Here is a 12,925-nt window from a genome sequence, read left to right on the forward strand (position 1 = left end):
GTGCCTGACCCTAGTTATGAACGTGCAGGCGCCTGGCTGCTTCGGAAATCGAACCGCTGAGCGACGGGTAGACGGTGAAGGTGCTGGCGACGTCGTCCACGTGCAGTTTCTGCTTCACTGCGATGGCGATGGCGAAGATCAGCTCGGAGGCATTCGGACCCACCACCACTCCTCCGATCACAGTGCCCGACCCCTTGCGGGCGAAGATCTTGACGAAGCCGTCCTTGACGTTGCGCATCTTGGCGCGGGCATTGCTCTTCAGCGAAAGCTTGATGATGTCGCCCTGGTACTTGCCGGACTCGATCTCCGCTTCTGACACACCCACGGACGCGATCTCCGGTGAGGTGAAGATGTTGGACGCCACCTGGTGCAGCTTGATGGGCGTCACCTGGTCCCCCAGGAAGTGCGCGATGGCGATCCGGCCTTGCATCGCGGCGACGGAGGCCAGCGCGAGGACACCGGTGCAGTCACCGGCGGCATAGATGTTCGGCGCGGTGGTGCGGGAAACGCCGTCGACTTTAATGTGGCCGCTCTCGGTGACCGCAACGCCTGCCTCTTCGAGGCCGATACCGGCTGTGTTCGGGATCGAACCCACGCAGACCAGGCAATGGCTGCCGGTGACCTTGGTGCCGTCGCCGAGGGTGACCACCACGCCGTCGCCGGTGCGTTCCACCGCTTCGGCACGGGCGCGGGACAGGACCGTCACGCCGCGTCGCTCGAACACCTCTTCGAGCACCTCGGCGGCGTCAGTGTCGGAGCCGGGAAGCACCCGGTCCCGGCTGGAAATCAGGGTGACCTTCGACCCGAGGCCGTTATAGGCGGAGGCGAATTCAGCGCCAGTCACACCAGAACCCACCACGATGAGCTCTTCGGGCAGTTCATCCAGGTTGTAGATCTGGGCCCAGTTCAGGATGCGTTCCCCGTCGGGCCGTGCGGTGGGCAGCTCGCGCGGGTGCGCACCGACGGTCAGCAGGATCGCATCCGCCTCGACCGTTTCCGTGCCCTCGGCGGTGAGGACTTCGATGGTGTGGTTGTCAACCAGCTTGCCCGAGCCGATCAGGATGCGGACGTTCTGGTGTTCCAGGCCGGCAGTGATGTCGCGGGACTGCTGGCGTGCGAGGCCGAGCAGGCGGTCGTTGATGTGCTTGAGGTCCGCGCGCATGACGGGCACGAAGTCACCGCCGCCGTCGACGTCCAACTTCACTCCAAGCTCCCCCGCCTCACCGACCCGGGTCATGAGGTCCGACGTCGCGATCAGCGTCTTCGAGGGCACGACGTCGGTGAGTACGGCGGACCCGCCGAGGCCGGCGCGCTCGATGATGGTGACCTTGGCCCCCAGCGCGGCGGCAACCATGGCGGCTTCGTAGCCGCCCGGGCCTCCGCCGAGAATTGCGATTCGGGGTGCGCTGAAATCAGGATGCATAGTCACAGTCAACCATTCTCGCCCATTGGCTGCCGCACCACCAACAAACTGCACGCGCCGTGCAGGAGCAGGAGTGCGCTCCGCGCTGGGCAGGCGTGTGCTCCGCGCTGGGCACCGGCGCTGCCGCGCGATAGCTTGTACCAGTGAGTAATACAGAATTCCTGAACACTGACCCGTTCGAAGTTGCCCGGACCGCCGCCGACTACATCGCGGCCAAAACCAGCGTTGGGTCACACGACGTCGCGCTGGTCCTGGGCTCCGGCTGGGCCGAGGCCGCCAGCCTGATCGGTGAGACCACGGCAACCCTGGCAGCCTCCGAGGTGCCGGGCTTTTCCGCCCCTGCCGTGGAGGGCCATGTGGGCACCATCCGGTCAGTGCTGACGAGGGAAGGCAAGCGCGCGCTGGTTCTAGGTGCCCGCACGCACTACTACGAAGGCAAGGGAGTCCGCGCCGTGGTGCACGGTGTGCGCACCGCTGCAGCCGCCGGGTGCAGGACACTGGTGCTCACCAACGGCTGCGGCGGACTCAATGAGAACTGGGCGCCGGGGACGCCGGTCCTGATCAAAGACCACATCAACCTCACGGCCACCTCTCCGCTGGAAGGCGCCACTTTTGTGGACCTGACCGACCTGTACTCCGCCCGGATCCGGGGCCTCGCGCAGGAAGTGGACCCTTCCCTCGACGAAGGCGTGTACGCGCAGTTCACCGGGCCGCACTACGAAACCCCAGCTGAAGTGCAGTACGCCAAGCGCATCGGCGCCGATCTCGTGGGCATGTCCACCGCCCTGGAAGCCATCGCGGCACGGCACGCGGGCATGGAGGTCTTCGGCATCTCGCTCGTGACCAACCTTGCCGCCGGCATCAGCCCGGTGCCGCTCAGCCACGAGGAAGTGCTCGAGGCGGGCCACGCTGCCGGGCCGCGCATCTCCAAGCTCCTGGCCGAAATCATCGCCAGGCTCTGATCCGGCCTTCCGAAACAGTCGCGAAGATGTGACCGGGTGGCTGGCTTATCCGGCACCCGACGGCCCAGCTTTGACGATAGTTTGGACCTTATGATGTCCTCCGACGCCGACTCCCAGCTGTTCAGCGAGGCCCGCGCCTGGGCCGGTATGGACCCGGATCCCGCCACTTCCGCATCCCTCGCCGAGCTCCTATCCCAAGCTGAGGCCGGTACTCCTTCTGCCCTCCAGCAGCTGAAGGACAGCTTCAGCGGCACTCTGCAGTTCGGCACGGCCGGCCTCCGCGCGCCCCTTGGCCCCGGCCCCAACCGGATGAACCGGGTCGTGGTCCGCCGCGCAGCGGCAGGTTTCGCGAACTTCCTGACCCAGGCAGTCGAGGAGGCCTCACCGGGAACCCGGCCACGCGCCGTCGTCGGCTTCGACGCGCGATACAACTCGGACATCTTCGCCCAGGAGACTGCCGCGATCTTCACGGCGGCGGGCATCGAAACCCTGCTGATGCCGGCCGCGCTGCCCACGCCGCTGCTTGCCTACGCGGTGCGGGCGCTCGAGTGCGACGGAGGCGTTATGGTCACAGCCAGCCACAACCCGCCGCAGGACAACGGCTACAAGGTGTATCTTGGCCGCCACGCTGTGGAGGAAGGCGGCCGCGGCGCGCAGATCGTGGCTCCGTACGACGCCCTGATCGCGGCCGAGATCGACAGGGTGCCTGCCCTGGATTCCATCATCCTGGCCCAGGACGGCTGGGGTGTGCTCGAAGCCGGCATCGTCTCAGACTATGAAGCAGCCATAGCCGCCCTGGCAAAGGCGGATCTCTTTCCGGCCCGTGACCTCAAGATCGTCCTCACGCCCCTGCACGGAGTAGGCGGGGACACCGCAGTGGCGGTTCTCAAGGCAGCGGGATTCTCCGACGTCACAGTGGTCAGCGAACAGTCCCAGCCTGACCCGGACTTCCCCACCGTCAGTTTCCCCAACCCCGAGGAACCGGGCGCACTTGACCTCGCCCTCGCGGCGGCCGTGCAGGCCGACGCGGACATCGTCCTGGCCAACGACCCCGACGCCGACCGCGCGGCAGTGGCGGCCAAGGATCCAGACACTGGCGCGTGGCGGATGCTGCGGGGCGATGAAGTGGGGGCGCTGCTGGGCGCGCATGTGGTGGCGCGGTTGTCCGCGCCCACCGGGGAAACGCACGACGGCGTGTTCGCCAGCTCCGTTGTTTCCTCGCGGCTGCTCTCGCGCATCGCGGCAGCGGCAGGCTACGCCCACGAGGAAACCCTGACGGGGTTCAAGTGGATTTCGCGGGTTCCGGGCCTGGTATACGGCTACGAGGAAGCGCTGGGCTACTGCGTGGCCCCGGATCTGGTCCGAGACAAGGACGGCATTTCGGCGGCCCTCCTGATCGCCGAGCTCGCGGCAGCGGCCAAGGCGGACGGTAAGACCATCTTTGACACGTTGGACGAGCTGTACCTGGTCCACGGGCTGCATGCCAGCGACCAGCTGAGCATCCGCGTGGCGGACCTGGGCCTGCTCAATGCCATGATGAACCGGCTCCGCGTGAGCCCGCCGGAGTCGTTCGGCGGTTCGGCCGTGGAATCCTTCATTGACCTTGCCGAAGGCAGCGACAAGCTGCCGCCGACGGACGGGCTGCTCTACCTCACGCGCGATCTCAGCCGCGTGATCATCCGTCCGAGCGGCACGGAGCCGAAGCTCAAGTGTTACCTGGAAGTCATCCAAAGCGTGGGCTCGGCGGCCGAGCTCCCCGCGGCCCGGGCAGCCGCGCGGGCCGCACTGGACCGGGTGCTGGGCGACGTCCGCGAGGCCCTGGGGCTGTAGCGCCGGCTCCAGGGTTGGGGCTAAGGGGCTACAGCTCGATTTCGACGTGGCCGTCTGCAATCCGTGCGGCGAACGTGGCAAGGCGCAGGTCGGGGTTCCCAAAGCACTCGCCGGTTTCCAGGTCGTAGACCTCTTTGTGGAGCGGCGACGCGATGGTGGGACGCGTGCCGCGTGATCCGAGGATGCCGCGTGCCATGACGAACGCGCCGGTGGCCGGGTCTTCCTGGGCTACGGCGAATACCTCACCGGGCGCGGTACGGAACAGTGCTACCTGGCGGCCGTCAACGAGTGCCGCCTCGCCCCAGGAGAGCTCCAGTTCGTCCACGGGGCAGACGCGGTGCCAGCCAGTGGCATACCCGGTGGTCAGATCCTCAAGTTCCAGTGTTGCCGTCATGTCGGCTCCTCTCCCTTTGCCTGCATCCCGGCACATGGCCGGTTTCCGCGAGGCGATTTTCGCCTGCTTAGCCGCCACTGCGGCGGTATATCCAAAGTAGGTTCCCGGTGTTTCAAAGGCGTGCAGCCAATGTGTCCGGAACGTAAAAGACACCTCACTTGCCTGGAAATGTGTTCGTGATGCAGAAGTTAAGATCACGAAACAAAAGGGAAACTGAAGCGAAACTGCCCCTGCCTAGTCTGGATGGACAAGCTGCAGAGCCCCGTCTGCGGCCCATGCGAAAGGCCCCTAAGTGACCGGACAGACTTCAAGCACAGAGACACCGCGCCGCATCGTCGTCGCCGGAGGCGGCCCCGCTGCCCACCGTTTTGCAGACGCCATGCATGCCCGTGGCCTCGAAGGCTGGCAAGTAACTGTACTTACGGAAGAAGCGCACCTGCCCTACGACCGCGTTGCGCTGAGCAAGGCACTCACGGACAGCACCGTTGACCTCACTCTCGGCGCTGCCTCCATGTGGGACCACGAGGCAATCACCCTGAAGACCGGCGAGCGCGTCGTTAAGATCGACGCCGCCGCCAAGGCCGTCGAGACTGCCGCCGGCAACCGCTATGAATACGACGAGCTCGTGGTGGCCACCGGTTCTGACGCCGCCAGGCTCCCGATCCCCGGAGCCGAGCACGTGCATGTCTACCGCACGCTCGAGGACGTCTGGGCCATCAACAAGTCCATCGCCGAACTCACCGACAAGCTTGGCCGCAAGATCAACGCCGTCACCATCGGTGGCGGCCTGCTGGGCCTGGAATCCGCAGCCGGCACCGAACAGCTCGGCGCCAAGCCCGTGGTCATCAACGGCGCCCCGTGGCTCATGAACACGCAGCTCGATGAGGGCGCCGGCCAGGCGCTGGGCCGCCTGATCGAGGCCAAGGGCTTCGAGGTCCATGGCGGCGTGTTCCCGTCCGAAATCCTCGCCGACGACGACGGCCAGGTCACCGGCGTGCTGATGGCCGACGGCCGCACCATTGCTGCCGACCTCGTGGTCGTGGCCATCGGCGTCAGGCCCCGCGATGAACTCTTCCGCGCGGCGGAGGGCGAGGAGCCCCTGTTTGATCTTGGCCCCCGCGGCGGCGTCGTCATCAACGATGACTGCTCCACCCAGGTCCCCGGAATCTGGGCGATCGGTGAGGTGGCGAACTTCGGCGGCATGTGCCTGGGCCTCGTGGCCCCCGCCAACACCATGGCTGAGATCGTGGCGGACCGCCTGCACGGCGGCGAAGCCACCTTCCCCGGCTTCGACACCGCCACCAAGCTGAAGCTGTCCGGAGTGGACGTGGCCAGCTTCGGTGACGCCTTCGCCAAGACCGAGCACGCCCTCGAAATTGTCTACGCGGACCCCGCCCGCGGCGTGTACCAGAAGATCGTCACCACCGACGATGCCAAGACCCTCCTCGGGGGAATCTTTGTTGGCGACGCCGCCCCGTACACCAGCCTCCGCCCGCTCCTGGGCCGTGAGCTTCCGGCCGAGCCCGGTGCCTACCTTACGGCCGCCGGCGGCGGCGAGGCGCCCGAAACCGAGCTGCCGGACGACGCAACCCTGTGCTCCTGCAACAACGTGACGGCCGGCAGCATCCGCGACGCCATCAACGGCTGCGGCGCCTGCGACGGCAACGCCCCCGTCCAGGAACTCGCCGAGCTCAAGGGCTGCACCCGTGCCGGCACCCAGTGCGGTTCCTGCGTGCCGATGCTCAAGAAGCTGCTGGAAACCGAACTCACCAAGTCCGGCGTCGAGGTTTCAAAGGCACTGTGCGAGCACATCGAGCTGTCCCGCCAGGAGCTGTTCGACGCCATCCGTGTCCTGGAGCTGACCTCCTTCGAAGAGATCATGGCCAAGTACGGCACAGGCGCCGGCTGCGACATCTGCAAGCCGACCATCGCCAACATCCTGGCAAGCCAGAACAGTGCCTATGTCCTTGACGCCGGCCGCGGCACCCTCCAGGACACCAACGACCGGGCCCTTGCAAACATGCAGAAGGACGGCACCTACTCGGTGGTCCCGCGGATCGCCGGCGGTGAGATCACCCCGAAGAAGCTGGGAGTCATCGCCGCCGTCGCCGAGAAGTACGGCCTCTACACCAAGATCACTGGCGGCCAGCGGATCGACATGTTCGGCGCCCGGCTGGAGCAGCTGCCGGAAATCTGGAAGGAACTGGTGGATGCCGGCTTCGAGTCCGGCCAGGCCTACGGCAAGAGCCTGCGCACGGTGAAGTCATGCGTCGGTTCCACTTGGTGCCGCTTCGGTGTCCAGGATTCGGTGGCCATGGCCATCCAGCTGGAGTTGCGCTACCGCGGCCTCCGCAGCCCGCACAAGCTCAAGATGGGTGTCTCCGGGTGTGCCCGCGAATGCGCCGAGGCCCGCGGCAAGGACGTCGGCGTCATCGCCACGGCCGACGGCTGGAACCTGTATGTCGGCGGCAACGGCGGTGCCACCCCGGCCCACGCCCAGCTGCTGGCGAAGGACCTGGACGACGAGACGCTGATCAAGTACATCGACCGCTACTTCATGTACTACATCCGAACTGCCGACCGCCTGCAGCGCACCGCACGCTGGCAGGAGGAGCTCGACGGCGGCATCAAGCACGTCGAGGACGTCGTAGTGCATGACACCCTGGGCATCGCCGAGGAGCTCGAGGCGGCCATGGCCAAGCACGTGGACACCTACGTCGACGAGTGGGCCGACACCCTGACGGACCCCGAGCGCCTGCGCCGGTTCCGCTCCTTCGTCAACGCCCCGGACCAGAAGGACGACTCCATTACCTTCGTCCCCGATGAGCGCGGCCAGATGCGCCCTGCAACGGCTGAGGAAAAAGGCAAAGTGCTAATTGGGGCTTCCATCCCCATGAGGCCCCGCGATGAGAACGAGGTATAGCATGCAGCTCAGCATTGATCTCACCGGACGCGAGGTCCTGGTTACGGGTTCGGACGCCGCTGCCCGCCAGGCGGTCCGCCGCTTTGAGGCGGCCGGAGCCATCGTCTACCGCCTCAGCACGCCGCAGGGTGCCGGGCACGACGGTCCCCTGCCCGAGCGCCCCTTCCTGGTGGCGGCAGTCAACGACGGCCAGCCAGGCTGGGAGCCCCTGCTGGAGCGCTGCCGCGCCGCCGGCATCCCTGTCTCCGCCGAGCCGGCCGCCGGGCTGCCGGGACACGTCACCCTGGTCGGCGGCGGTCCGGGTACGCCCGAGCTGCTGACCGTCGCGGCAGTCAACGCCCTGCGCGATGCCGACGTCGTGTTCTACGACCGGCTGGCCCCCTATCAGGAGCTGCCGTCCATGACCTCGGCCGAACTGGTGGACGTGGGCAAGAAGCCCGGCCACCACAAGGTGAGCCAGGGCGACATCGAAAAGCTCATGGTGGAAAGCGCCCTGGCCGGCAACAACGTGGTGCGTCTCAAGGGCGGTGACCCGTATGTCTTCGGCCGCGGCGGCGAGGAAGTCGCCTCCTGCGTCGCAGCCGGCGTGCCCGTCCGGGTGGTCTCCGGCGTCACCAGCGCCATCTCGGTCCCTGCCGCTGCAGGGATCCCGGTGACGCACCGCGAAGTCAGCCACATGTTCACCGTGGTTTCCGGCCACGCGCCTCTGACCGAGCAGGAGCTTACCCACTTGGCAGGACTGGGCGGCACCATTGTGGTCCTGATGGGCATCGGCACGCTGCACCACCTGGCCGCAGGCCTGCGCCGCGCAGGGATGCGCGCCGACATGCCCATGGCCGTGGTGGAGCGCGGGTACCGTCCCGGCCAGCGCACCACGATCGCGGAACTGGGCACGATTGCCTCAGCCGCGGCAGGCTGCAGCAACCCCGCCGTCCTGGTGATCGGTGAGGTGGTGCGGGTGGCTGAGGCCAACCGCGGGCATGCCGAGGCCGCCGCCGACCTTGACCGCCTGGCGGCCTCCCTGCTGGAATCGTGAACGTTATGAGTGCATTGAATGCCGTGGCCCCCGCCGAAACAGAACCCGCAGCTCGGGAGCCGCACGAGTCGGCCGCCGCGGAGTCAGCCACCGAGGCTCCGCTCGAAGGTTTCCGGATCGGCGTCACCTCACACCGCCGCTCCCGCGACCTGATCGAGGCACTGGAGCGCCGGGGCGCTGAAGTGCTGCACGCCCCCGCCCTCAAGATCGCGCCGGTGAACGAGGACATCAGCCTCATCGAGGACACCAAGGCCATCATCGCGGCGAAGCCGGACCTGTGCATCGCCACCACCGCCTACGGCATGCGCCGCTGGTGCGAGGCCGCGGACGCCTCCGGCATCGGCGAGGAACTGCTCGACACCCTGGCGGCCTGCCGGATGTTCGTCCGGGGGCCCAAGGCCCGCGGCGCGGTCCGCGCGGCCGGCCTCGCCGACGTCGGCATCAGCAGCGACGAAACCACGGCGACACTGGTTGACATGCTGCTCCAGGAAGGCGTGCGCGGCAAGACAGTCGCCGTGCAGCTGCACGGCTACACGGATGTCCGCCAGCTTGAGCGGCTGCGGATGTCCGGTGCGACGGTGCTCACCGTCACGCCCTACCGCTGGGTTAAGCCCGACGGCGCAGACCGCCTGCCGCGGCTGATTGAGGCCGCCTGCAGCGGCAACCTCGACGTCCTGACCTTCACCAGCGCCCCGGCCGTGGACGCGATGTGGAGCACTGCACACGAAATGGGACTGTACAAACAGCTCGTGGAGAGTCTGAAGACCACCGTCACCACCGCCGTCGTGGGTCCCGTGACCGCCCAGCCGCTGCTGGACGCCGGGATCGCTCCCTTGGTTCCTGAGAGGTTCCGGATGGGTGCCCTGATCAGGCTTGTGTGCGAACACCTCGCACTGAACCATGTCCGCCGTCTGGAAACCCGCTCCGGCAGTGTGGAACTGCGAGGCCGCTCGCTGCGGATCGACGGCGAGCCGGTGGAAGTTGCCCCGGCGCCGCTCCTGCTGCTGCGCGCCCTCCTCGGGGCAGGCGGCGCTGTGCTCTCCAGGGAGTCGCTGTCGGAACTCCTCGAACTGCGCGGGTCGGTGCACGCCCTCGACATGACGGTGAGCCGGCTAAGGTCATCCCTGCCGGACGGCCGACTCGTGGAGACTGTGGTCAAGCGCGGCTACCGGATCCGCGTCTAGCGCCTCAGCACCGCGGGGCCGCACGCTGCCCACTCCGCCTGCCGGAATGGGCGCGGAGCGGTCCCGCGTTTCGTGTATTACCGTCGGGTAAAAACTGGCGAACAGGCGGGGACAATTCCGCAACAGCCGGGAAATATGCGCGAAAAACCGGCCGTCTACGCTGTGTCCTGTCAGCACATCGGGGCCGGAATCCGGGCCCGCCTGCAGTATCTGAAAGGGCCCGCACATGTCCGCTCCGGCACAGTTTCCGCTCATCCCCACCGCTCCTGGCTCCGTCCCTGCTTCCGCACCGGCGGACACCGCACCGAGCGGCACCGCACCAAAGGTAGTCATTGCCGGCGCGGGTCCTGCAGCCCGGGCGCTCGTCAGCCAGCTCGCAAAAGTCAGGTTCCCGGGAACTGTCACAGTGTTGAGCAGCCAGGACGACGCACCGCATGAGCTGCTCGACCTCGCGGCCCTGCCGTTTGTCTCCGCACGCTTCGGCCAGCCCGCCAGCCATGTCGACGCCGCAGCCCGCGTGGTGACCACGGCCGACGGCATGGAATTCAGTTATGACCAGCTGGTGATCGCCACGGGCTCGGCTCCCCGGCAGTCCCCTGTCGAGGGCGCCGGCCGCTGCCTCAACTACTCCACGATCGATGACGCCGCCAGGATCGCTGATGCCGTCAAGGAAGTCACCCAGGTCTTGGGCAGGCGCCCCGTTGGAATCCTCGTCGGTACCGGAGCCGCCGCCGGGCAGGCCGAAGCTGTGCTCCGCGCCCGCGGCGTCCGGCCGGTCCGCACCACCGCCAGGCCCGCTGCCGTTGTCCCCACTCTGGCCGGTTCGGTGCTGCCCGCGGCCGGGATCGTTTTCGACGACGGCAGCCGGATGAACGGGGACCTGGTGGTTATCGCGGAGGACCGGATCGCCCGGGACAGCCTCGGCGCCGCCGCAGGGGCGGAGACGGCCCCATCCGGCGGAATCGTGGTCGGCCGGGACTACCGGACGTCTGTGCCCGGCATCTGGGCCATCGGGGACGCGGCGTCGTTCGACGGCGTGCGGCTTGGACTGCTGGTTGCCTCCGGTTCCGCCGCGGGCGTCTGCGCCGCGGAGCTGATGTCCACGGTCCCCCGGACGCCGCTGGCGGCCGCCGCGTAGCCCCGGCTGGCCACCGCGTGCTATGGCAAGATGGTCACTCAGGGACCTGCGACACCCGCGGATCCTGTGGCCCACGAGGCCCGTGGAAAGGACCAGCATGAGCAACGAAGCCAGCCCGGGAGCGGGCACCGCAACCAGCCCCGAAGGGATCCCTGCCGGCGCTGAACCGTCCAACATCGCGTCCTATATTGACCACACACTGCTCAAGCCGGAAGCCAGCGCGGCGGAGATCCTCAAGGTCTGCGCCGAAGCTGCCGAGTACCGGTTCAAGTCCGTCTGCGTGAACCCCGTCTGGGTGAAGACCGTGAAGAAAGCCCTCAAGGGCTCCGGTGTGCTGACCTGCTCGGTGGTGGGGTTCCCGCTCGGAGCCACACCCAGCGACGTCAAGGCCTTCGAGGCGCGCGGCGCCGTGCTGGACGGGGCAGACGAGATCGACATGGTCATCAACATCGCCGATGCCCGTGCCTCGGACAAGGGTGCGCTCGTGGACGATATCAAGGCCGTGGCCGAGGCCGTCCACGGTGGTGAAGCAATTCTGAAGGTCATCATCGAGACCGCCCTGCTCGACGACGACCAGAAGGTCCTGGCCTGTGAGGCCGCCGTGGAGGCAGGAGCCGACTTCGTCAAAACCTCCACCGGCTTCAACGGCGGCGGTGCCACGGTGGAGGATGTTGCCCTGATGCGCCGGACGGTCGGTCCCCGCATCGGTGTCAAGGCCTCCGGCGGAGTGCGTTCCCTGGCAGACGCTCAGGCTATGATTGCTGCAGGTGCAACACGTATTGGTGCCAGCTCCGGAATCGCGATCGTCAAGGGCGAACAGGGTTCGTCCGCCTACTGATCCGCCGGCAGCCGCCACAGTTTGAGCCCCGCGGGGCCGAGGAGGAATGAATGTCCAGCAAGACCACCACGCAGGTCAAGACACCCCAGAACGAGAACAGCCTGGTCACCAGCATTGTCCTCTTCGTCGTAATGATGGCCTTGTTCCTGGGGTCCATTTACTCGCTGTCCTTTCTGACGCTGGGCAACCCCTGGCCGATGGCCGTGTGCCTGGGCCTGTTCGCCCTCGCGTTCTGGATCCCGCAGACCATCCTCGGCCGCTCGGACTCCGCCGGCGAGCACTGAGCCGCCCCCTTACAAAAACCGCAGCCCCGGAACGTTCCGGGGCTGCGGCCTTTTAAGTGCCCGCTCAAGTTAAGTGCCAAGTCCGCTCAGGGGATGCCGGGCAGTCCGCTCGCCAGCCTGGCGACGAGCGCCGCAGCCGCCGGAATGTGGGTGCCGGCCAAGGACCACGCCGCCCCGAACATCCCCACCATCGCGTAGCCGCTGACCGGTATGAGCACGAGCCATTCCCGCCGGGATCCGGCACGCCCCAGGACCGGGATGGACAGCGCCCCGTTGGGCCGCCACACATTTTTCAGCAGCGGCAGCCGGCGCAGGGCCTTCGGCGGCCTGATGACAAGGGGCCAGAGCAGGGGCACACCCCCGACGGTCACGAGGTCCCCCACGATGTGGACCACGACGCCGATCAGCATGGAGACCGGCAGCCAGGTCCACTGGTCCGGCGCGAACCACGTCACCAGCCCTGCCATCGTCAGGGCGAAGACCCAATTGCTGATGAAGCCCGACTTGGGAAACAGCTTCAGGGCCTTCGCGGCGATATTGATCATGAACATGCACAGCAGGCCGGCGCCCACCGAGAGCAGTCCCCAATGGGTCTGCAGCTGGATCTGCCCGGCCATGGCAGCGAGCACAACGAAGAACGCCGCCCCCAGCACCGAATGCGTCCCCTGCCGGTGCCCTCCGCTTGCGTTCTCGATCCCCCGCGCAATCGCATTGGACAGTGGTGGCAGCGAGTGGGCAACGGTGCTCGAGCGGTGGTCCCAGTCGCACACCAGGGCGGTGCCCGCCGTAGCCATGCCGCCGATCAGCACACCGACGGGGTCCAGCGGATACCAGCCCAGCGCATAGGGGCCAGTCGAGGCAACAGCCACCCACGCCGCGGCCCCTGACGCGGCGTGGTGTCCTCCCATCATCG

The 12,925-nt window shown here is 67.4% G+C and carries 11 protein-coding genes; 8 read left to right on the forward strand and 3 right to left on the reverse strand.

From position 1 onward, the window contains the following. Positions 1-10: 10 nt before the first annotated feature. On the reverse strand, positions 11-1,429 hold the full coding sequence (locus tag ACIP90_RS07020; RefSeq protein WP_400578044.1) for an NAD(P)H-quinone dehydrogenase: 1,419 nt from the start codon (positions 1,427-1,429) through the stop codon (positions 11-13). 137 nt (positions 1,430-1,566) lie between these two features. Here ACIP90_RS07020 and ACIP90_RS07025 point away from each other — a divergent pair, with 137 nt between their 5' ends. After that, positions 1,567-2,385 (forward strand): purine-nucleoside phosphorylase, encoded by an 819-nt coding sequence (locus ACIP90_RS07025; RefSeq protein ID WP_400578046.1) that lies wholly within the window; start codon positions 1,567-1,569, stop codon positions 2,383-2,385. Between the two features lie 90 nt (positions 2,386-2,475). Continuing rightward, positions 2,476-4,215: a phospho-sugar mutase gene (locus tag ACIP90_RS07030; RefSeq protein WP_400578048.1), complete on the forward strand. Its 1,740-nt coding sequence runs from the start codon at positions 2,476-2,478 to the stop codon at positions 4,213-4,215. 28 nt (positions 4,216-4,243) lie between these two features. Here the strand turns inward: ACIP90_RS07030 and nirD are convergent, their stop codons facing one another. Further along, complete coding sequence (gene nirD, locus ACIP90_RS07035; protein WP_400578049.1) at positions 4,244-4,609, reverse strand: nitrite reductase small subunit NirD; 366 nt, start codon at positions 4,607-4,609, stop codon at positions 4,244-4,246. Positions 4,610-4,901: 292 nt separating this feature from the next. On the opposite strand from nirD, the gene nirB reads away from it, so the two are divergent. From nirB to ACIP90_RS07065, 6 genes are all read left to right on the forward strand, one after another. Continuing rightward, positions 4,902-7,532: a nitrite reductase large subunit NirB gene (gene nirB, locus ACIP90_RS07040; protein ID WP_400578051.1), complete on the forward strand. Its 2,631-nt coding sequence runs from the start codon at positions 4,902-4,904 to the stop codon at positions 7,530-7,532. Position 7,533: 1 nt separating this feature from the next. After that, positions 7,534-8,568, forward strand: coding sequence for a uroporphyrinogen-III C-methyltransferase (gene cobA / locus ACIP90_RS07045; RefSeq protein WP_400578052.1), 1,035 nt, complete (start codon positions 7,534-7,536; stop codon positions 8,566-8,568). A 14-nt stretch (positions 8,569-8,582) separates the two neighbouring features. After that, a complete protein-coding gene (locus tag ACIP90_RS07050) occupies positions 8,583-9,752 on the forward strand; it encodes a uroporphyrinogen-III synthase (RefSeq protein WP_400578315.1) in 1,170 nt (389 codons plus the stop codon). Positions 9,753-9,978: 226 nt separating this feature from the next. Beyond that, a complete protein-coding gene (locus tag ACIP90_RS07055; RefSeq protein WP_400578054.1) occupies positions 9,979-10,890 on the forward strand; it encodes an FAD-dependent oxidoreductase in 912 nt (303 codons plus the stop codon). 97 nt (positions 10,891-10,987) lie between these two features. Further along, on the forward strand, positions 10,988-11,728 hold the full coding sequence (gene deoC, locus ACIP90_RS07060; protein WP_400578055.1) for a deoxyribose-phosphate aldolase: 741 nt from the start codon (positions 10,988-10,990) through the stop codon (positions 11,726-11,728). Positions 11,729-11,778: 50 nt separating this feature from the next. Next, entirely contained in the window at positions 11,779-12,012 is a 234-nt protein-coding gene (locus ACIP90_RS07065; RefSeq protein ID WP_400578056.1) for a hypothetical protein, read from the forward strand. 86 nt (positions 12,013-12,098) lie between these two features. On the opposite strand, the gene ACIP90_RS07070 is transcribed toward ACIP90_RS07065, so the two are convergent. After that, positions 12,099-12,923: a metal-dependent hydrolase gene (locus tag ACIP90_RS07070; RefSeq protein ID WP_400578058.1), complete on the reverse strand. Its 825-nt coding sequence runs from the start codon at positions 12,921-12,923 to the stop codon at positions 12,099-12,101. Positions 12,924-12,925 lie beyond the last annotated feature (2 nt).

It is taken from the genome of Arthrobacter sp. NPDC093139 (assembly GCF_044754165.1).
In the GTDB taxonomy this organism is placed as follows: Bacteria; Actinomycetota; Actinomycetes; order Actinomycetales; family Micrococcaceae; genus Arthrobacter.

Bases quoted from the DNA above. Each gene is read 5' to 3' on its own strand.
- ACIP90_RS07030 (WP_400578048.1), top strand. From the start codon at position 2,476: ATGATGTCCTCCGACGCCGACTCCCAGCTGTTCAGCGAGGCCCGCGCC.
- nirD (WP_400578049.1), bottom strand. From the start codon at position 4,609: ATGACGGCAACACTGGAACTTGAGGATCTGACCACCGGGTATGCCACT.
- cobA (WP_400578052.1), top strand. From the start codon at position 7,534: ATGCAGCTCAGCATTGATCTCACCGGACGCGAGGTCCTGGTTACGGGT.
- ACIP90_RS07055 (WP_400578054.1), top strand. From the start codon at position 9,979: ATGTCCGCTCCGGCACAGTTTCCGCTCATCCCCACCGCTCCTGGCTCC.
- deoC (WP_400578055.1), top strand. From the start codon at position 10,988: ATGAGCAACGAAGCCAGCCCGGGAGCGGGCACCGCAACCAGCCCCGAA.
- ACIP90_RS07065 (WP_400578056.1), top strand. From the start codon at position 11,779: ATGTCCAGCAAGACCACCACGCAGGTCAAGACACCCCAGAACGAGAAC.
- ACIP90_RS07070 (WP_400578058.1), bottom strand. From the start codon at position 12,923: ATGATGGGAGGACACCACGCCGCGTCAGGGGCCGCGGCGTGGGTGGCT.